This is a genomic window from Orientia tsutsugamushi str. Boryong (genome assembly GCF_000063545.1).
Lineage (GTDB): Bacteria > Pseudomonadota > Alphaproteobacteria > Rickettsiales > Rickettsiaceae > Orientia > Orientia tsutsugamushi_C.
Genome location: NC_009488.1, coordinates 948,351 through 970,600, shown reverse-complemented (window position 1 = coordinate 970,600; position 22,250 = coordinate 948,351). Strand labels below are relative to the sequence as shown.

6 protein-coding genes and 10 pseudogenes are annotated in these 22,250 nt (G+C 31.5%); 7 read left to right on the top strand and 9 right to left on the bottom strand.

The window, feature by feature from the left end; translation table 11 throughout:
• Positions 1-9 precede the first annotated feature (9 nt).
• The 5 genes and pseudogenes from OTBS_RS16350 to OTBS_RS17895 all read left to right on the top strand — a co-directional run.
• A complete protein-coding gene (locus OTBS_RS16350) occupies positions 10-744 on the top strand; it encodes a hypothetical protein (protein ID WP_041621235.1) in 735 nt (244 codons plus the stop codon).
• Positions 734-1,636, top strand: coding sequence for a conjugal transfer protein TraN (locus OTBS_RS16345; protein ID WP_332370185.1), 903 nt, complete (start codon positions 734-736; stop codon positions 1,634-1,636). The genes OTBS_RS16350 and OTBS_RS16345 overlap by 11 nt, the downstream gene beginning before the upstream one ends.
• Positions 1,637-1,641: 5 nt before the next feature.
• Positions 1,642-2,346: pseudogene (locus tag OTBS_RS04675) on the top strand (conjugal transfer protein TraF).
• Positions 2,343-3,643 (top strand): annotated as a pseudogene (locus OTBS_RS04670) (conjugal transfer protein TraH). Before OTBS_RS04675 ends, OTBS_RS04670 begins: the two co-directional pseudogenes overlap by 4 nt.
• A pseudogene (locus tag OTBS_RS17895) lies at positions 3,643-6,081 on the top strand (type IV secretion system DNA-binding domain-containing protein); the annotation flags it as partial. The pseudogenes OTBS_RS04670 and OTBS_RS17895, both read left to right, overlap by 1 nt.
• Positions 6,082-7,051: 970 nt before the next feature.
• Here the strand turns inward: OTBS_RS17895 and OTBS_RS04650 are convergent.
• The 6 genes and pseudogenes from OTBS_RS04650 to OTBS_RS04625 all read right to left on the bottom strand — a co-directional run.
• Entirely contained in the window at positions 7,052-13,951 is a 6,900-nt protein-coding gene (locus OTBS_RS04650) for a hypothetical protein (RefSeq protein ID WP_011944727.1), read from the bottom strand.
• The gene (locus OTBS_RS04645) at positions 13,944-14,366 is read right to left on the bottom strand and encodes a hypothetical protein (protein WP_157866369.1); all 423 of its coding nucleotides are present in this window, start codon (positions 14,364-14,366) and stop codon (positions 13,944-13,946) included. The genes OTBS_RS04650 and OTBS_RS04645 overlap by 8 nt, the downstream gene beginning before the upstream one ends.
• Before the next feature lie 724 nt (positions 14,367-15,090).
• Positions 15,091-15,433 (bottom strand): annotated as a pseudogene (locus tag OTBS_RS04640) (DnaB-like helicase C-terminal domain-containing protein); the annotation flags it as partial.
• Between the two features lie 102 nt (positions 15,434-15,535).
• Positions 15,536-15,887 (bottom strand): annotated as a pseudogene (locus tag OTBS_RS04635) (DnaB-like helicase N-terminal domain-containing protein); the annotation flags it as partial.
• An 8-nt stretch (positions 15,888-15,895) separates the two neighbouring features.
• Positions 15,896-17,562 (bottom strand): annotated as a pseudogene (locus tag OTBS_RS18340) (DnaA N-terminal domain-containing protein).
• Positions 17,563-18,084: 522 nt separating this feature from the next.
• Positions 18,085-18,462, bottom strand: a pseudogene (locus OTBS_RS04625) (IS110 family transposase); the annotation flags it as partial.
• A 247-nt stretch (positions 18,463-18,709) separates the two neighbouring features.
• On the opposite strand from OTBS_RS04625, the pseudogene OTBS_RS04620 reads away from it, so the two are divergent.
• Positions 18,710-18,946: pseudogene (locus tag OTBS_RS04620) on the top strand (type IV secretion system DNA-binding domain-containing protein); the annotation flags it as partial.
• Here the strand turns inward: OTBS_RS04620 and OTBS_RS12010 are convergent.
• A pseudogene (locus tag OTBS_RS12010) lies at positions 18,906-19,730 on the bottom strand (IS5 family transposase). The pseudogenes OTBS_RS04620 and OTBS_RS12010 overlap by 41 nt on opposite strands.
• A gap of 76 nt (positions 19,731-19,806) precedes the next feature.
• Between OTBS_RS12010 and OTBS_RS04605 the strand changes: the two are divergent.
• On the top strand, positions 19,807-20,121 hold the full coding sequence (locus OTBS_RS04605; RefSeq protein WP_232489046.1) for a type IV secretion system DNA-binding domain-containing protein: 315 nt from the start codon (positions 19,807-19,809) through the stop codon (positions 20,119-20,121).
• A 1-nt stretch (position 20,122) separates the two neighbouring features.
• Here the strand turns inward: OTBS_RS04605 and OTBS_RS04600 are convergent.
• Both OTBS_RS04600 and OTBS_RS04595 read right to left on the bottom strand, forming a co-directional pair.
• Positions 20,123-21,035 (bottom strand): annotated as a pseudogene (locus OTBS_RS04600) (Rpn family recombination-promoting nuclease/putative transposase).
• A gap of 50 nt (positions 21,036-21,085) precedes the next feature.
• Positions 21,086-22,156, bottom strand: coding sequence for a toprim domain-containing protein (locus OTBS_RS04595; RefSeq protein ID WP_041621228.1), 1,071 nt, complete (start codon positions 22,154-22,156; stop codon positions 21,086-21,088).
• Positions 22,157-22,250 lie beyond the last annotated feature (94 nt).

Here is a 22,250-nt window from a genome sequence, read left to right as displayed (position 1 = left end):
TTAGCTTCAATGCAAAGCAGTTATAATGAAGCTAGCAACTATAATGTAAATCTTGGAAATTCTTCAAATACACAAGAATTATTTCATCAAGGTAGTAATGTCAATTATCCTAACAATGATGAGGATTTAACCTACCATGGCCGTAATCAGCTTGGTACAGAAAGTGGGGCAATGTTATTTCAAGCTGAAAACAGTAAAAACAATGCCTTAACTCAACATAATATCAACGATCAAAATTATATGATAGCTAATTCAATGAGAATTGAATCTGATCCTTTAAGTGCCCTTGATAGCAGTAACTTCGTAACTCAAACAAGTAAAACTAATACTGAAATTATTCAAAGTTGTAATGAAGGTAGTAATTTTAACATTGAACTTATTCGAGAATTAAATGTTGAGTGCAGATTAGAGAATGTATGGCTTTCTTGGCAAAACCGGCAAATGGAATTTGCAACAGAAGAAATAAAGGAGAATCATAGTAATTGGCTTAAGAGTCGTAGCGATGTCTATGATGATGAATTAGGTGCACAAATATACTGCCTAGTAGATGATCCCGAAGCAATTGTAAAACAAATGAAATGGGCTATTGCTAATAGGCTTGGTGTATCTATACACCATATTGGTAGAAATTTTTTATTAGAAGTAAATGAAAAAATATGTATACTTCACTATGACTACAGAGATAAGACTCAAGAACTAAGGAAAGTAGCAGAATATTGGCAAGTTTTAAACCCTGAAACTTGAGCAATTAACTGAGAGTAATGAATGCTATGAGGTCAATAGAATCAACTATGATGGTGGTGATAGAGTATTTTTTGACAAGTTTAAAGTCAATCGTCCATATTGGAAACAAAAGATTCTTTTTTCTTGTACTAGCGATCCAAAAGATGGCTGCAAACACCTTAAAATTCAGAATTGTGAATTAAAAAACAGCACTTGCCAAAAATCAGTAGCAAATATTTGTTTACTATGGCAGCACGATTATAGCTGTTCAACTGAGAAGCAAACAATGCTACACTCATCGTTGCATAATAACTCAATCTTTTGTTTAGGAGGTAATTGCAACACTCCAACTATTATACCAAATAGAGATATAGCTAAAGTAGCTCATCTAGCGATGCTAAATCAGATGAGCAAGGACATTAAAACAAATCCCGTTTCTGTATTTTCAGGTAAACATCGAAAATGCAAAAAAGATGTATTTAGTTTTTTGAATTGCTGCTCTTCAATGACTGGCTGGGGGCGTGATATAGGCTTATCGCAATGTAAGTCTAAGGAACAAGAATTAGCTTTATATAGGAAAAAAGGTTACTGCTACTATATTGGAACCTACTGTTCTTCAAGAATTCCGATATTAGGTATTTGCTTAGCTAGAAAGTCTACTTATTGCTGCTTTCAGTCGAAACTTGCAAGAATTTTTCAGGAAGAAGCAAGAAAACAGCTAAAAATGAACTTTGGTACACCTGAATGTCCAAAGTGTAGAGGCCTTACTGTTGAAGAGTTACAAAAAGTTGATTTCACTAAAATCAATATGGATGAACTATTTGGAGATATACTCACTAAGGCTCAAAACAGCATGAACAAAGACATTATTGCAGGAATCAAAGATAAAGTTCATCGTATGCAACAAACTTAGTCTAAATGAGCAGATTATTAATGTTTATGATATTAATTAGTCATTTATCCACTGTTGATGCTTCACCAACAAGATTTTTATGGTACAATGATAAACATGGTCATGAGCTTGATGACTCTGCTGCTAATTCTAAGTTGATGAGTAGGCCTCATGACCAGAGAATCGAGGAATTAAAGGAGCGATTTAATCGAGCTTAGCGTATAGCGCTGGATAATCCAACGCTCGAAAATGTGATTACAGCTCAAAGATTGCAGAAGCAAATCATGGAGAAGGCTCATAAGTTTGCTACTATGTGGCAACTAGCTACTCTACTTGATTACCAACTGATTAATGCTAATGAGCCTGCTAATAGCTTACATAGAAAGCTATATCAAGAAAAATCAGAGCAAAAAAATGATTTCAAACTCAAAAACATTGCTAAAAACTGGGGATTGATTTTGCAAGTTAAACAAGATTGCTTGCTCTGTAAGGCCTTTATGCCTATTGTTCAGTGCTTTGCTAATAAATATGCATTTCAGTTGCTAGCTGTCAGTAAGAATAATGAGTTGCTTAATAAACTAAATCCTAAGCATATTGTACCTGTATTATATTCAGTAGCTAGCGATGGTAAAAAAATATATGCAGTAGCTAGAGGCATAATCTCTGAAGATAAAATTATCGACAATATTCTAGCAATCGATAGATATTATCATAAGTTGGAGACTACATGAGCACCAAAATCAGAGTTTATGCCATTACAATGCTATTATTGCTACAAGCTCCAGTATCACTAGCTTGGAATATCGAAAACGTATTTCAAGGAATGAGTATTAATGTCACAAGATCTGGATCATATCAAGATCAAGCGGCTGGATATTATGCGGCTGGCGGATTATCTGCCAGAACAAGCCAAACATCATTTCAGCCATTTGCTATAACTCCACCATCTTTAAACATGAGCTGTAGCGGTATTGATGCCTATCTTGGTAGCTTCTCTGTTATTTCTGGAGAAGAATTAGTTCAATTGATGAAAAACATTGGTTCTCAAGCTAAAGTCTATGCTTTTTCATTAGGATTAAAAACCTTTGCTCCTCAAATTGAGAATGCTCTCAAAGACTTACGTAATCTAGCAATGGAGATGAATCAATTTGCTAAGGGAGATTGCAAATTAACAAAAGCATTATTTGCTACAGCTTTACCAAGAAACTCAGCTATGAGAGAAGCTGTTTGCCGTGATATACAGTCACAAAGCGGGTTTGATTATTTTGCTGCTGGTAAAAAATGTCGTAATTATTTAGATCAAAAACAAGCTCTGCGACAAGCACAAAATAAGGATTCAGAGTTATGCTGGATGATTATAACATCTTCACTAAAGCAGCAGCAAAGGTTGGAATACCATCAAATATGCGTGATTCAATCATGTCTATGACTGGCACTATCGTGGTTACAAACAATAATGTGTACTTTTTTGACTCCTTAGCTCAGGATGAAAAAAGTTGGATTAGTCATTTAAAAGGTGGAGAATCAGCTTCAATTTACAGCTGTGATAGTGTTAGTTGCCTGCATCCAAGCCTACAACGAAATATCACAATATCACCAGAGCAGTCTTATGCAGGTAAAGCTAAGCAAAAATTGACTGATCTAAAAAATAAGTTTGATAAGAATTCTGAATATAGCAACTCTGAAATAGCCTTTTTATCTTCGATTGGAGATATATTTCCAATTTATGATTATATCACATTAGAAGCTATTTCTGGAGTCACAATTTTAGAGATCTCATCAGAATTAATAGCTAGCTATACATTAGTTCAGCATTTGAAGGAAGTAATCACCGAAATACGTAGAGCCGTTACTTCACTAGGTGCTAAGCAAGTTTCGAATGAACATTTAGAAAGATATTTGAAGGAATTGAATCGAGTACAACTTTTTGCAAATGAAAAATGGACTAGCCTACAAACCGATGCAAGTCGAATAGATAAAAGGGCTAGATTAATAGAGCAGCATTTAATAGCGAAGGAGAAAAGTTAATGGATTACGTAATATACACATTTGGTGGTGGAGATCTGTTATGGCATGTGTTTAATGGCATAGGCAGAGGTCTTTGCTTCAAATAGCGAATACTTCACTCCAGTGGGTCACTTAGCCTTGACTATTGGTGGCATATGGGCTGCTACTAGGGCTATTTTTAGAGGAAATATCGGCATCTTTGCTATGGGAATGGTTTTTTCCATCGATATTTATTTTTACGCTGTTATTTGCCCCCAAATCTACTGTTTGGCTGAAGGATGAAGTATCAATGAGTGCGCCAGTAAAGGTTGATAATATCCCATAAGTATTGCAATGTTTGCTTCTCTTTCATCGCAAACGAGTTACTTTGTATCTAAAATGTTGGAACAGCATCTTTTGCCAGCTTATGAAGGACTATCGAGCAGAAAAACTGGTATTATGTTTGGAGCTAAGGCTGTAGCTAAGATTCGAGATGTGCAAATACAGGATCCAATAACTTTAACTAATACGAAGGAATTCCTTAGACAATGCTTTATGAAGCCTTACATCATAGGCAATATTCTAGGTAAAAAAGCTGCTGCTCAACAAACTAACGACATTATAGGATTTATCGAGCAAAATATACCTAATAATTTTGGTATTTATTATCGCGAGCCTAGTAATTTAGCCATTAGTTTCAAGACCTGTAGACAAGCTACTCCATTGATTAAAGCGGCAATTCATAAAGAATTAAATGAAGGACTCCTAACAAAGTTTGCAGCAGCGATTGGAGTTCAATCTGATCAGTCACACATGTTAAGTCAAAGACTAAAAGTCATGACTGGAGATACACTAAAATATTTACAAAGAGAGCAACAAGATATTCATGAATGGATGAAGCAAGCTATGCTACTTAATGCTAATCGTGAGTCATATGATGACTGGCGTGAGAAGTTTTCGTTATCAAGAATTTATCCTAATTTAGTTAGTATGCATGCAATCAGAGGGCTATTTCAACAGTCATTTTCGTACTTAGTAGCTGGCGAAATGGCTGCTCACATGATGCCTATTTTACAATCTGTTTTTTTTGCATTAGTAGTCTCAATGATCTTTATTGTATTTCCAATGGGCCTATTACCTGGCGGCTACAATATACTCAAAACCTGGATTCTATTAATAATATGGGTCAGCAGCTGGCCAGTATTTTTTACAATAATCCATTGCCTAGGAATGATCAGCTTATCCAGTAAATCTGGAGCTTTTGGTAATGATTATGGCTTGAATATGCTATCGCAAGGAAGCTTCGCAGAGATGATTTTATATAGCTATGCGACGTTTCAAATGCTTGCATCATCGATACCAATGCTTTCTTGGGCAGTGATAAAAGCTTGTGCTCATGCTACAGCTAACTTGGCCAGCCAGTTCTCTCCTATACCAGTTGCTAGCAGCTTAGGCAGTAACATAGTCGACAATAACTTGAGTATGGATAATTACAGCATAGGCAATAGAACTATCTCTCAACAAAACCTAGCTCCTTCATTACATATGGCTAGTGATATTATCGACAATGGTAGCTACAGAGTTGTTACTGCAAATGATGGCAAACAATTTGTAACTCAAGCTGTAGATTCTATTGGTATAATAATCTCAATTGTCTTCTTTACTGCTCAAGGCAAAAAAACGATTATTAAGGCCAAAATTAGAGGTGCTGATTTTGTACGGAGTAGAATAATTTAGCTAAAATGCTAAAAAGCGCTAAAAAGGCCTCGAAAATCTGTTTTGGAGGCTTGCCATTAGTAAAGAATAGTGAAAGGTTACACATTCTTATTACTGGAACAACAGGTACTGGTAAAACTAATATGCTTAATGAACTGCTACCACAAATTCGATTACACAAAGATCGAGCAATAATTGCAGACACAACTGGAGCTTTTACTGATAGATTTTTTGACCCTAAATGTGATAAGCTGCTTAATCCTTTGGAAAAAAATAGTGAGCAGTGGTTGCCTTGGAATGATTGTTTTGAAGCAGCTGATTTTCATGATATAGCTAGTAGTTTTAGTAATTATACCCATAGAATCGATGACTTTTTTGCTAAAAATGCTGAATTAGTCTTGTCTGAAGCATTGAAGCTATATCAGGATAATAAAGATATCATAAAATTAATTCATACAATCATTTACTCTGATAATAGACAATTTGTAAAAGCTTTTAGAAACACCGCTGTATCAGGCATTATAAGCGAAAGCGCGCCTGAAACTTCTGCAGGAATTCAATCTACTCTTGGAAAGAATATTACTTCGCTACAATATTTAAAGCCTGGAGGTAATTTTAGCATCAAGGAATGGTTTAGTAATTCTGCTGAAACTGGATGGCTATTTATCACAGCTACTCCAAGTCAAAGAGCTACTTTACAGCAACTTATTTCAGCATGGATAAGTATAGCTATCAAAGCTTTGATGTGTAGAAATCCTAATCATGTCGGTTTAGGATAAGAAAAAGTATGAAAGGCATAATAAGGAAGGTCTACAAGAGATAATATACAATTATGATTATGTGATATATTAAATATAGTTTTAATGAATAGCAATTTATTTATTGCTCACATATCTACAAACGCAATTTTAGAATAAGAAACAGTTAGAAAGAGATAATATACAAGTGTTACAATGGGCAATGTTCAGGTTATTAAATATAGTATTATGAACTAATATGAGCAATAAATAAACCGTTATTAATTAAAATTATATTTAAATATATTGCATAATTTAATTGTACATTATCTCTTGTAGACCTTTTTCATTATGCTTTTCATACTTTCTCTTATCCTAATCTGGCGTATTAAAACTGATAGTCAAAGCAGGTGGAAAAAGAGGAATATCTCAAGGTGGGCCACTATAGTCATTTACAATGAGGTTTGCGTATAAAATACCCTGTTAGTAAATCTTATGATGCTATTTCCACTTTTTCTATGCTCAAACTTCATTGTAAATGACTATATCACCTCTTTTAAACAATATTTATCTTAATGAAGTAGATAAAATGCTAGAAAAAGCAAAGATCGTGAGTAAGCTAAAAGATGGCTATGACTACTTAGAGTACGTTAGATTGGCGATGATTTGATCATACTAATTGATTCCTACAGACAATTGCAGTGGTTAGAAAAAGCAATCAATATAAGGCTAAGACAAGAATTGTCGAAAATAAATGTTGAACTAAACGAAGAAAAGACAAAAACAGTTGATCTAAGAAATGGTGAAACATTTAGCTTTCTGTGGTTTGATTTTAGGCTAGTGAAAATTAAAAAAATAGTTTCAAGCTAAATCAAGAAGAATGTAATATCACTGTGACCTAGAACACTCTTCTTGAAAAGTATATAGCATAACTGTTTTATACTGGTTTTGCTATATTTTAAATAAGAACTATTATCTTACATCGTACAGAATCTCATTACCAATATAAATCATGCTCATAATTTACTTCTTCTCCAACAAATTGATCTTCTTCTATAACATTTTCTGAATTTTCTGACTGATAATCATCATCTTCATAACGTTTATAAAATATCTTCAGTCCATCTATAATTTCTTTCGCTTTTTTGTTCAGTTCGACTTGTCTGCGCTGTTCTTCAGATAAGCATGTCTTGCTAACATTACATTTTTTTCTCCAAAAGCTAAAGGATTGTACTAAATACTGTATTAATAATATCGTAGAATTGAAATCTGCAGTAGAAACGATAATATTTGTATTATCAGTACTATTAGTACTATCAGTATCAACAAAATCATAGGATAATCCTTTACTTGACATACTCATAGTATCATCAGAATTCAATTTACTAGCACTATTTTCAAACAATTGAATTGATTCTTTAAGATAGTGAGTAACTGTATTAATACTATTTCCTATCCATGTACTTATAAATGATTCAGCTCTGCTAGCGCTACTAGATACCTGCTCTAATTGATCCTGCTGCTCATTATACTCGTCATTATACTCTTCATCATACTCATCACTCTCATTATCAGCTATATCACTTTCATAGCTATCTATAGTTTCAAACGAAGTATCTGACCTTTTAGAACGTGGTTTTGATGGTAAGCTGTTGGATTCATTTTTGTTTATCGATGATGATAAGACATTGAGTTTATTGCTTAAATCTGGTAGTAGTGGTACTACAGTTGGCATTCCAAAATCTGGTGTTCCAAAGTCTTGTGATATATTTTTTAATTGTTCTGATAACCCAGAGTATGTTAATGAATACTTAAACTTAATATCTAAATCTAAGTATTCATTTGCTGTATTAATAATATCATATTCGTTGAGAGAAAGTATTTTTTTCTCATATTTCTGAATTTGAATATCGTCATAACACTTTAACTTAATCCGATTTAGCAATACATCTTTGTACTCTTTCAGATGGACTTCTGTGTTAGAATATAAATATGAATATGATGCTAAATTATCATCTGTAAGGATATTTGTAACGCATGCATTATTAAAAACTATTTGATCAGCTTCCGATACAAATCCAAGCATTTTATAATTGATAAGTTTGTCCTCAGAGTTTTTATTCTCAGAGTTTAAGCTATATAATGATACAAGACACTTTACAATGTCTTCGTGATGTGGTGCTATCCTAGATGCTCGCCATGAATATAGTTCTCCAGCAATCTTCAATGCTGAATTCATGTTCTCAATAGAAAAATTGCATACTAAATATATTATTATCGGTTCATTGTTATAATTAAGCATATCATTGGTATAACTAAACTTAATTACATCAATTGCATACCTTATATCAAAAAAACATTCCTCTATTATAACTTTACTTTTGCTAGTAGTATGAGTTAATACAAAATTTTTCTCCTCTTGTGTTGCAAGTATATCATCTGGAATTACATTCTCTAGTACTAAAACACCTACTTTTTCCTCATCACGATGATTATGTTGTATTATTGGCTGTGTTTTTACAGTATTAAAGTGCGTAATAGTGTACTCACTTACAATGGCCTTATAGCTATAGTCTTCTATTTTGCGGCTTTCAGCAAATACATCAATTGAATAAGTATAATCAATATCTCCATCATGGTAGAAATATATTTTTAAGTCTTTCCACTTAGAAGTATCTAAATAAAAATTCTTTACAGTTAATATAAGCTCATTACTTTCTTTATCACCTATAGATAGAATAAGTGAATTCTCTACTTTGAAAAATTTAACATTTCTACTTTCAGTAAAAACTACAACTGGCCCATTCTTCCTTACTTCAAATTCTTTTTGGTTATTGCTTGCCATATAAAATTGAGCTATATTTCTATGTACATAGCATTCACATGGTATATAATAGTTATTTTGTTGATCCATTAAGATAAGATGTTTATGGGAATTACTATTCTTCCAATTTAGAACAATAATTTCGAACCCATTTTGTGTATTAATTCCTATATGTATTATATTTAAATCATTATTGGCATTCATATCTATGTGAAGATCACGTATACTAGATAGTTCTAATATGTCTAAAATTTTATCTTCGTCAAAATTATCAATATATATGGTATTTATCTTAGAATTATCATCCTTTAAAAGCAAGTATATATCTGATTTTCCTCCACCTTTGATAAACATATTTGCTTGATCTAAAACAATAATATCTTTACTATCTGAACCAAAAATAAAGAATGTTCTAGCAGATTTTGCAGTGCAAAACACTTGAAATGATTTTCTGCTTTTAGATACTTCTTTGTAATACGTAACTACATCTTGATTTGTCAAACTTTTTACTTTTTTAGAGTTTAGATGCAATTCAAACTTGTCAATAAAAACTCCAACATCTTGGCCACTGCTCATAGATTCAAAACTAACTTTAGGAATTACAACACTACCATACTTATCAATTAGATTAAAATTTGGAGTTTTTTTTACTTGATTAAAATAGTTGTTTATCTTAAGAGTAAACATACTATCTTGAGATAAGATGATGTCTATAGTCATAGTATTATCAAGTAAATTATAGAAACACTCTTCCAACAAAGGAATATCTAGAAAAACAATATCACCAGTACCACGTACGTCTATTATTGATTTTGTGTTCTTATAATTTGCATACTCGTTTTTCATTGATTTAACAAAAATAGTGTAATCACCGCTACCACCTTCTACCTTTGTATATGGTCCTATCGTTAACTTTTTGCAGTTTTTTATAACATCAAATTCGTCTTCTCCATTACCTCCATTGCTGTCTATATGCATACTATCAGAATTAAGTATCTCTTTGTCCTTATATATACTGTCTCCTATTCTACTCACTCTAATAGATGCATCAACAGTATCGCAGTTAACATTATCTTTTTTATTTACTCTACCTATATATTGAATCTTCAGCTTGTTTATATATGGAGTATCTCTAATCTCCTCATCATTTAAATCTTTTTGAATTAAGCTAGAAGTATATTGAATACCTCTTAATCTCATCCTGCACTGAACAAGATCAACTTCAAATTTTACAACTGGAGACTTTATATTACTTACATCTATTATGTTTATATAGTTGCCAAAATATATTTTACCTGTAAACTGATCATTCAAAAACATAAAGTGATTAGTAACACCATAACCACCTTCTACTTCTACATTACCATCCGAACTAATCATGAAAATGTTATTTAGATCATTGAGACCTTTAATATAACCAGAGTTTATATACTTAAAATCAAAAATAATATATTTTTTACGATCTTGCGATTTCCTACTATCATCTGGAATAACTAATGTTCGTGTTTTATCAAGCTTGTACCTAATAATTTCTATTTTTGATTTCCTACTATCATCTTCAATAATTACTGCATTATCACAATAATATCTAATATTTGGATATGAAGACACCTTGTAGCTACTCTCTCCTCCATTTTCATAGCTACTACTAGTGATTTTTGGTAAACAGATAAATGCAGCTCCTGATATTTCATTTGGTAAAACACGAGACAATTTTTCAGTAGGTAATGGACGATTTTTAGTGTTAATATTAGAGTTGCCTGGGACAATGTATTTGTTAGTTATTTTAAACACTTTGAATCCATCAGATGTGACTTCATTAATAGGTTTACCATGTATAGTTCTAGCAATTTGTATAACAACCCCCCCATTAACTGGAGACAGTTCACATTTCTCATATTGTTTTAGTTCGGTTGGGCATTTGCTTACAATCCTAGGTTTGGCCTTTTCTGCTTTCCCAAGTCCAGTAGCATAAGCGACTGTATTATTCGGAAAAGAGTTTAATGCATTCCATGCTGACTTAACTATCGAATTTACTGAATCCGTTTTAAATGCAAGCTCCTCCAGACTTTCCTGTGGACTTAACATCAACGTGCTTCTTATGAACAGATGAATATTTTCCGAAAGTGTAGTATCATACTTTTGTTTCCATTCTATAATGGTACTGATGCCACCATATATTATATTAGATCCAATTATAATTACAGCAACTAGAATAGAAACTGGCCCACCAGCTGCAGCAGCTAATAAAATAATACTAGAAACAAGTGCTATTCCAGCAAATACAATAGCAGCGATGCTATCTCTTATCTCCTTTTCACTACATGCATTATCAGTATTTGCTGCTTTAGCGCATTTAATTAACTTAATTGTTGATCGTACTATTTCTATAACATCAAATATTCCACCTACTACAGCTCCTCCAATCCTAATTGTTTTTGGAAATTTAGGAAATTTTTTTATTAATGCATCTTCACCACGTTGAATTAAAAATGAAGAACTTATCTCACTAAGGCTTAATGCGCAGTCTAGGTTTTGCTCTGATTCGCCTTGAATGGCTTGCTGGCATGTAACAATAGTTCCATGTATTCCTCTTACTAGTAGAATACGTGATCCGGCATTGGTTAATCGATTCTTAAGTATAGTACTAAAGCCTGACAAAGGTGCCTTAGCAATATTATTCATTTCCTCTAAGAACTTATTATTACGCCAGTTTGCATAACCATTATTCTCGACAATCTGACTAAATAAGTATTTCTCATCACCAACTATTCTGTCACCATCATCTGCTAGTATACCTTTTGCTAAATCTAATAATTGATCCTCAAGAATTATGTTACTATTCTCAGATAATAGCTTATTAAATTTTCTAGTATCAATCTTAATTTGATAATAGTTCCGTTTCTCTGAAACTTCTTCATTTGCATTAAACTTATCAATATGGTCCCAGCTTATTCTACATTTGATACCAGCCTCTCTCTTCTTCCTACCTTGAGAATTAGTAAGACATAGTCCGCTACTTGTGCCTACTACGCCTGGGTTTATTGCATTGTTCAGATCTAAGCTAAGTCGCTCAATTTGATCACTATTATCAGCTCTGAATTTGTGTAATATACCTGCAAATTGTTTTTGTCTATTTAATAGTATTTCTCGTGAGGTGCCTTTAAATCTGCTGTGTATGTGTACATTATTATCATTTATTCCTCCTATGGCATTATTATCTAATATATCTAATACTCTTTTAAATTCTCTTTTATATTTCTCAATATCTTCTTGGGAATTTTTTTCATCTGACTTAAGTTTACTTAAATCACGTGCACGATTTGATATAGCTGCAGCATTTATTTTAAGATGTGATTGATGACTAGGTTTTAACAAAAAAGACATAGTATGCAATGTATCACATATTAATTGCCAGTTAGTTACTGATGATTCCCATGTTTTTGTATTAAAGTTAATTTCGTGGTTTTCATAATTATGATAATATCTTTTTAAGGTTTCAATATATTCATTTAACTGCACTGTATATGTATCTAAACTAGGTTGAGAAAAAAAAATGGCTAATCCATAGTCTTCAAATACACTTCGCAAATGTATTATAGTTTTCTCGTTCAGAAATTCATAAAACTTTCCTTCTAATTCTGTTGCTACTGCTCTAAAACTATTCTCTCTTTCTTTAGAAAGTGTTTCTTTACTATAACTATAATCCAACGATGTAAATAATATTTTTACATCATCAAAATAGTTTTTAAAAACACCGCTATGTAGTTGATATATCATTTTAGTATTAGCAGTTGCTAAAAAAACATTATGCACTTTAGCATAAGCATTCATCATAAAATCGTAAAAATTAAACTCTTGGCCTCTTTGATATAATACACGTGCAATAACCTCCAATATTTGTTGTTTATCATTGTACATTGTATTAGCATTTTGTATATCATGTATGCCATGAGAAATCTCAGTCCAAGTTTTAGATAATGCAGCATAATAATTGTTACTATTTTTTGTGCCTTTGCTGTTTCCGCCTCCACCTTTGCCTTTGACAGCATCTAGGGCAAGCATAATGTAAGAATCTATATAATCATGCAGATGAGAATATTTACTACATATATTTTTTAACTTCTGAAAGTTATCACTTACGCTTTGTGAATTTAAATTATCATAAATATGATCTACAATATACTTTAGATATGCTTTATAATAGAAAAAGCTAACATCTGCAGGGTCAGCGTTGTAAACTCGTTTTAAGAATTCGTGTATTGGTGAGTAAGGTTCAGATTTCTTATCATCAGTAGCCTTTTGAGAATCTGTTATCTGTGTAGGTCCAATATGTCCTACGTATTTATCTGTTTGTTCTGCATTAATGCTTTTTAAAAATGATATTCTAGTGTCATAAGAGCTTTGCTTAATAGCATAATCATATATTTTTCTTGCTTCTACAGAAAATTCTGGTTGGTTTGCTGTTTTTGGGTTATTATTATATAGTAATTGTGCTGATCTACGCTGTACAAATTCATGAAAAACAGGTGGAATAACTTTAATGTTCATATTAAGGTTTTTTGCTAAGTTTAGTAGTAATATAGCACGCTTATTGTATCTAAGATCTGGTCCGTATGGATCTATAATTTCTGAAAAAGATTTAGCTTTGTCAAAAATGCCAAAATATTCACGTATGCTTTCTTGGAACTGTGATTTGTCTTCGTTTGTGTTTCCATGATATGCAGGCTTTTTTAGTTCATGCTCCACTGTAGATAGTGAAAATACTATTATATCTCTGTAATACTTAGTTTTTCTATTTATATAAAACGATTTGCTATTCCCTGCTGCTTCCTTTAACTTTATTATTAACTGATCAAATGCATCCGGAGTATTAGCAGATTTAAAATATTCAACTATATGCTCATATTTTATTTCCTCATGTGCATTTCCTGACTCATTAACAATACCTTCATTTTTAAAAAGTGCCCGCATAGCCTCTGGCGATACTTCGTTATATGCCACACAAATAGTGTCAAACAGTGCTTTAAGTAAAGCATAATTATTTGTATCAAAAATGATTTCGTTACTCATAATTTATATCTCCTTCGCATATTAAATCATCTATTTCTTGACTGCACAGTACAGTCATCCTATCATTATGGATAGTTACAATATCTTCATCTTCTTCCGCATTTTCTGTATTTGCATCTATTACTTGTTTAATATAAGATATTAGCATCCTACGATTACTATTAATACCTTGTAAGTCGATCCATAAATTAACATTTGGTAGCATGTGATAAAGGGCAATAACCTTCATAGCTCCTTCAAAGTTTAAACTTCGACATTGCAATGATAATTTAATCGTTGCTTCTGAAGACCATTCTACTTCAGATAACCCATCACATAAAATATATGAGTCTACATATCCAAAGTTACTATAGTTAAAGTTGAACTCTATTGTGATAGGCCCTTGGTTCCATTGATACTGTTTCAGATCAAGCATTATATTGTGTAATAATGACTCGTATATGTAATCATTTATCTCAAATGTTAATACATTGTCTGCTTTTTTTAAATATTTTTTGTGAAAATAACTAATGTTGACATCTAATGAATCATATATCATATATACCTTCCTTTATAAATTGTAAGTTTATTACTACACAAAATAGCAATAATGCGCTTTCACATAGCACATTATTTTAGTGTATGTAATGAAAAATAATTTTACAATGATTATTTAATTTCTATTAACCTTTGATTGTTTTATTCGACTATAGATGAAATAACTTTTGAAAGAACAGTATATAGTTCAATATAAGAGATATGGCAACCACCAGCAAAAATAAGTGTTATAACGCAAGATTAGGATAAGAGAAAGTATGAAAGGCGTAATGAAAAAGGTATACAAGAGATAATACACAATTAAATTATGCAATATATTTAAATATAATTTCAATTAATAACGGTTTATTTATTGCTCGCATGTCTGCAAATGCAAATTTAGAATAAGAAACAGTTAGAAAGAGGTAATATACAAGTGTTACAACAATGTTCAGGTTATTAAGTATAGTATTATGAACTAATACTTGTAGAAATATGATCAATAAATAAACTGTTATTAATTGAAATTATATTTAAATATCTTGCATAATTATAATTGTGCCTTATATCTTGTAGCTCTTTTTCATTATGCCTTTCATAGTTTTTCTTATCCTAAACTGACGTTTACAAGCATTTATTGCTAAGTTAAGTCCTAAAGCAGTTTTGCCCATTGAGGGCCTACCAGCTAATATTATTAGGTCAGAATTTTTAAATCCTCCAAGCTTTGAATCAAGGTCAAGTAGTCCACTACTAATACCGTTAATAGAGTTTTTATTTTTAATAGCAGATGAAATTGATGCCCATGATTCTTCAATTGAAGTTTGTAATTTTGTAAATCCTTTACTTAAAGTTCCTCTTGAACCTAGATCATATAATTGAGATTCAGCAGTTTCGATCTGACTTATAGCTAAATCTGCTAAAGTAGAAGAATATGCATTTGTTACTATTTTTTTCTCCAATTTCAATTATAGTCATTTACAATGAAGTTTGCGTATAAAATATCCTGTTAGTAAATCTTATGATGCTATTGCCGCTTTTTCTATGCTCAAACTTCATTGTAAATGACTATAAATAACGCCGCAGCGCAAGATCATATACTATTTTGCCGTACTCATTAACATTAACTATACTTAATGCTAAAGTTGTAAGTTTAGCTAGATAATCCACTCCACCTATTTCCTCAAATGCGAGTTCATTGCCTAGCATATTTTTGAGCGAAATTACAGTAGCACTAATTCCTTTACTAATAATGAGATTAATTGACTTATATATTTTACCATGTAATGGTTCATAAAAATGTTCCGGCACTAAAAATTCGTTAATGTTATATTAGCGCACGATTGTTAATCAGAATTGCTCCAAGTATCATTTGCTCTGCTTGAATATTATTTGGAGCAATCTTTGCAAGATCTTTTTCCATATCACACTTTAAATTTTATTAAAATTATTCGAACTTAACTAACTCAAAAGAAAATCCTTGAGCTTTAAAAGCATATTCAAGACCTTGCATACAGTTATTTCTAATGTAATCATCTGCAAATTCTGTTTTTGCTTTGATGAATATTTTTTTATTAACATTATCTTCATTTACAACTTTCAATGGACTAAACCATGATTTATCGATAGCTTGACCATAACCTGTAACTAAAGATTCTCGTACTTTGTACCAAGTTGAGTTGGAGTCCAGTTGTTTACTGAGATTCAAGAGATACTCTTCTTCATTGATTTGTTTCTGTGAAACAGTTTTGAGTTGCTCAAATGGAGTAACTTGCAATTCTTGAATTTCGTATCCATATACATCTTGTACAGCTTGTAATATCTTTGATCTATCACATTCTGTTAGTGTAATATTTTTAAGCAACTTAACAAAAAATCTAGTTCGAACTGCTGGCCCAAAACTACAAGAAGTCAAAATTTGATAAGCCATAGCTGCTTCAAAAGAACCAGCAATTTTATGCTTCAACTGACTTTCCTTACTAAGATTTGCGCTTTTTCAATTTGAGTAAGATATTTTTCCTGATTAGATTTTTCTACGTTATCAAATTTACAGTTGTCTCTATTTGCCTGATCAGTAGTTCGTAATTCATTTGCTAACGCTTGTGCTATATAGTTTAGAACTGATGCCTTACAGCCAAAATGATAATCCGGAGATCGACCTGCTAGCTTTAATAGCAATTTGTTGATAAAGTATATGTTAAAACCTCTATCGGACTTATGTTGCAGTGTAACTACATCTTCTGGTGTTAGTGGGTAAAATTCTTCTAGCCTGTACCTTTTGAACCATTCTTTTTTACCATTCGAAGACTTGAGAATCTTTGTTATTAGTGATTCAATGTCTTGATTGCAATTTTTAGTGAAGTCTGTATATCATTTTCAAAATCATCAACATTTTGAAAATTTTGTTCTTCATTTTCATTTTTGTTATTCTCTACTAACTCACCTTCAGTAGATCTAGATATTTTAGATTTTTTTATATATCTATATAGTTATTTACAATGAAGTTTGAGCATAGAAAAAGCGGCAATAGCATCATAAGATTTACTAACAGGATATTTTATACGCAAACTTCATTGTAAATGACTATATATGTCCCTGAAAAAAGTTTCAGGTTGACCTGAAATTTCTTTCATGTTGGGACGAAATTTTTTTTCTGGTAAGGCTATATTTTCTTCTTTTCCTTTTTCACTATAGTGCTGAAAATTTTTTAGAAGTTTTATGCAAGGAACATTACGTAACTTAACATTGTCTTTAATTATTGTTCTATTTTCAACTTCAATAAAACCTGCATCTCTTAATTCTACTAAGCATTGCCTAACTCTTCTTTGACCAACATTCAGCTTATCCTCATAAAGCTGATAACTTTCCTGTAATTCATCTATATCTTTGTTGTAATAGATATGTAGTCTAAATACTATAAATGATAAAAGCTGTTTAGATGTCTTGCTTAATGCTTTTCCATTATCTCCAGTTAGCTTTCTCCATTCGGGCGGAATGATATTTCCAATAAAGTTATAAAATATTGTATCATTATTGTTACTATTATTTTTAATAATATTACAACTATTAGTTAAAAAATCGAATACTACAGGTCGCATTTTTCATCTCCAAAAATACAGCTATAGTAGGTGTTTTAGAAAATAATTTTTTTACAAATTACACTCAAATTTTTATGCAAAAGGTAGAAAATAGGTAGAAAAAAAATTTTATGCCAAACATATATAAATCTTCATACTGATACTATCTGCCTTAAAAACGCGAGATTAGGATAAGGGAAAGTATGAAAAGCATAATGAAAAAGGTCTGTAAGAGATCATGTACAATTAAATTATGTAATATCTTTAAATATAGTTTCAATTAATAACAGTTTATTTATTGCTCACATGTCTGTAAATGCAAATTTAGGATAAGAAACAATTAGAAATATGTAATATACAAGTGTTATAATGGCGAATGTTCAGATTATTAAGGATAGTATTATGAAAGAATATTTGTAGAAATATGAGCAATAAATAAACGGTTATTAATTGAAACTACAGATAATATATAATTATATATTATCTCTTGGATACCTTTTATTCACTAACTTTCATATTTCTCCTTATCCTAATCTGGCGTTTATAAATTTGAATATTATTAGCAATTGCCTTAGAAGCTCCTTCTAATCTATTTGTTTCTTGTGTTTTATGCTTAATTAAAACATTCAGGCGATTAACTAGCTGCTGTAGTTCTTGAATATAAAGAGGCTGTGGATACCATGCTTACGGTTTCATTGCTTTGCAAAAATCTGCTATTAATACACTGTCTGCTTTATCTGTTTTTGTACGACTAAGTTTACTTATTGCAAAACCTTTAATACGGGCAGGATTTACTACGCTCACTTTATATCCATAATCGTACAGATATTTCGCTAAGCTTTTCCAGTAGATACCTGTTGCTTCCATACAAATATCTCAAGTTCCTCTGCTTTTTAACCATGTTACTAATTTGTTAACGCCAGATTAGGATAAGGGAAAGTATAAAAGATATAATGCAAAAGGTATACAAAGGATAATATTTCGTTATGACTTTTAATACATTACATTAAATACAATCTTAATTCAGAACTATTTACTGCTCTAATATTTCTAGCAAATTCGCCTTTGTAATATCAATTCTTAATAATTAGCTATTCTTTGCAGGCATTCTGTATTATGCTTTTCATACTTTCCCTTATCCTAATCTTGCGTTAATCATAATAACAAAAACATGTGGTTTATACTTGATGAACTGCCAGCTCTACAAAAAGTTTCATCTTTACCAGTTGCTTTAGCTGAAAGTAGAAAGTATGGAGGCTGCTTTGTTGCTGGGTTGCAGAACATTCATCAATTAGAAGCAATATATGGTTCTGCTGAATGTGCTTCTATGCTTGATTTGTTTAATAGACCTCTTTCGAAACTGGTTAAGGTAGTTCAAAATTATAAATGCCAGAGATCAAATTAAATCTAAGACCGAATCTTTTACGTCTATTTCGATATTTGTCAGCAATAATTTTGAACCGTTTTAGCATAGCAATAACGTTTTCATTGACAACTCTTTTTCCTGCTAACCTACGATTATTCTTTTTATCATTTTTAGTTAAAGGATTTTTCTTGCTTTTTTTCTTTGGTAATGCAGAATTATTGCGAATTTTTTGTATACCTTGATATCCTGTATCAGTAATCGCTTTAATCTTAGGATGGATAAGAATTTTGGATTCCTTAAATAATCTAAAGTCATGTTTTTTACCGTTAGAAAAATCTGTACATATTACTTGGTGCGTTTTCTTGTCTACCACTATTTGAGTTTTTAGTGTATGCTTTTTCTTCTTTCCTGAATAATAGAATTTTTATTTTTTTTTAGGTCCTTCTATAGGACTCTCAGTAGCACCAATCAAGACTACTTCATAATTCATATCGCTATTCATTAGAGCTTTACGACCTGGAAGAGCAAAGTTTGGGTGTTTAACTAAGGTGTCTTCTACCCATTTTACAGCTTTATATGCTGAACTTTCACTAATCCCATAGTTCTGACCTATATGAAAATAAGTACGGTATTCTCTAAGGTATTCTAAGGCCATCAATAACTGTTCCTCCAAATTGAGCTTATTTTTACGCCCTCCTTTTGATTTCTTAACACCATCAGCTTTCCTCAAAATATCCACCATCTTTGAGAATGTTCCCTTCCTTACTACTGTTAATCGACGAAATTTTTCATCCTTTAACTCTTTAATCTGATCTAATTTCATTATTACTTCAAATCAGATTTTTATAACACCATTTTACATCATTGTATAGTTTCGAAAGAAGTCTAATAGTAAATTTATTTTTCGAGTTAGCGATCAGGTTACAGCTTATAAATCAGCATTAACACTAGGTGAGCAAGAGATAATTGAAACTCAAGAGAACTTGTCATATGGATCAAATACTATGAGAGATGGAGTAAATATGAATAATGTTGAGCGTAAAAAGCTTTTAGTTATGCCATCTGAAATTATGAATCTACCAGACCTTACATGTTATGTAAAGCTTGTTGGTAACTTTCCCATCACAAAACTAACTATGAAGCTACAAAACTTAAATATAGCATATGTTTGGGGATATACATTGCTCAAAAAACTTAAGTTAGTGAATTATTAATTCAAGAATTATCCATGCTAACTTTTAAATTAACCACTTCTTCGTTTGATAACCCAGTATTTTCAGCAATAAATTCAACTGAAAAGCCAGCTTTTAATAAGTTCCTTGCAAGCCCTTGTGCAGCTTCAGCTCTGCCTTTAGCTATGCCTTCATCAATATATTTTGCAGCAATAGTTCTCATAATATTACCTTTTTCTTCTTCAGATAAATACTTAGCCAGAATCTGCTCTAATTCTGGTTGCTGATTCTCTAGTAATTTAGTATCAGTATACCATAAAAATGATCTTAGGTAAACATAACCTTTTTCTTTATCAAGTATTAAAACATGTTTGAAGTTTATTAGAAACTCTTGCCAAAGCTTTAACATATCTCGTTGATGAATGTGTTTTAGCATATATTCGAGCATTCCGATATGCTTTTTCCTAATAATTTCATCATTCGACATACTTTGCAAATCGACTAATTGATAGTCAGAGGTCATTAATTGCTTAGCTATCATTGAATCGGTAAATAAATCCCACAAATTTCTAGGTGCGTTGTAGACTTCTTTGCCGTTATAGATCACTAAATTATACACTAATGGTAATTTAGTTTTTTCTTTCTTATGCCTTTCGCACAATAACAATGTGTATCTCCATAACCGCAGAGCTGTCCAATAATCAACGGTTGATTGAGCTTCAATTAATATATAAATAAAAGCATTGCCATGCTTTTTGGTTGCAACTTTATAGACGATATCGCTATATTTTTTTTAACGATTCTTCTATATAACTTTCTTGCTCTACTTTTATTTTTGATAAATCTATTAAACTCTTGAAATCACTTGGTAAATAATACTCTAGAAATTCTTGTGCAGCCACTGGATCGCTCATGATTGTCTTTGCCAATGAATCATGCTTTAATTTTTTTGTCATATTTTTCAGCCTATAGTTTTTTTTATAAAAAATGCTGCGTCATACTCTGCCTAGTGTTTCAGACATAATCTTGGTTGTATATTAGTTTGTATGGATTTATTCTTTTCATTAAGTTTTCTTATTTCAGGGCTGATAATATTTCTAACAGCATATAATCCTTGAGTTTTTAATACATTATTGAAGTCATTTTTGACTGTACAGACTACTGCTTCCTTATCCTCTAGAACTTTTTCAGCTTTTTCAGTATTTACGTCATTTTTAACTGCTAGAATGATCTTTTCTTTTGGGCCAGGATTATAGTTTTGCAAATTTTCTGCTTCAATTGCACATAAGATTTTGCCTTCGACTCCAGCTTGTTGAATGGTTAACGCTGTTTCAATATCCTTTGTAATGATTGTTACAGGTGAATATTTTGAATTTTGTTGAGCAATTTCAGCAAATGAGCCACTAATTGTACCAACAGATTTTTCAGCTACATCAGCTTTATTACATGTTTTTGAATTCAGAGTTAATATCTTAGCTCCAGTAATTTCATCTTTGTCATTTTTAACAAAAATAGTGAGTGTAGGCCAGGATTTTTGAGTCTTTTCATCAAAAACCATATTTGCTCTTAAATTAGGATTATCAAAGATTTTTGAACTATAAATTTCTGTATGGTTTTCTAGATATTTATTCACAACTATCGTTTCCACCTTAGCTTCCTCTTCTTGTTTACAGTAGTATAGAGATGAAGATTTATTATACAATTCTTTAACATTCGTAATATCATTTTGTTTTGCTATACTATTATTTTCTGTTTGAGTAAGTTTGGTTGTTTCAACTGCCTTAGTCAGTTTAGTAATTTCAGGTTCTATAATGTCTCTAATTGACTGGTCTCCACAAGTTTGCAGAAGATTATTAAAATCACCATTTTCTGGTGGTTTGACTATACAAGTTATCGCTCCCTTCATTTCTAACGTTTTTGCAGCTTTAATTACAGTATTATTAGTTAGAGAAATTTTTCCATCATTATCTGCTGCAATGATGATTTTTTCGCCTAGAAATGGTGAATAATTTGTCAAATTTGAAATTCCTGCACTGGCAATGATATTACCTTTAATGCCTGATTGCTGTAAGCTCAATGCTGTTTCAGCCCCTTCGGCTATAATTGTTATATTAGGGTCATTCGCATTTCGTTTTGCGATTGTTATGAACGATCCACTGATTTTACCGAAA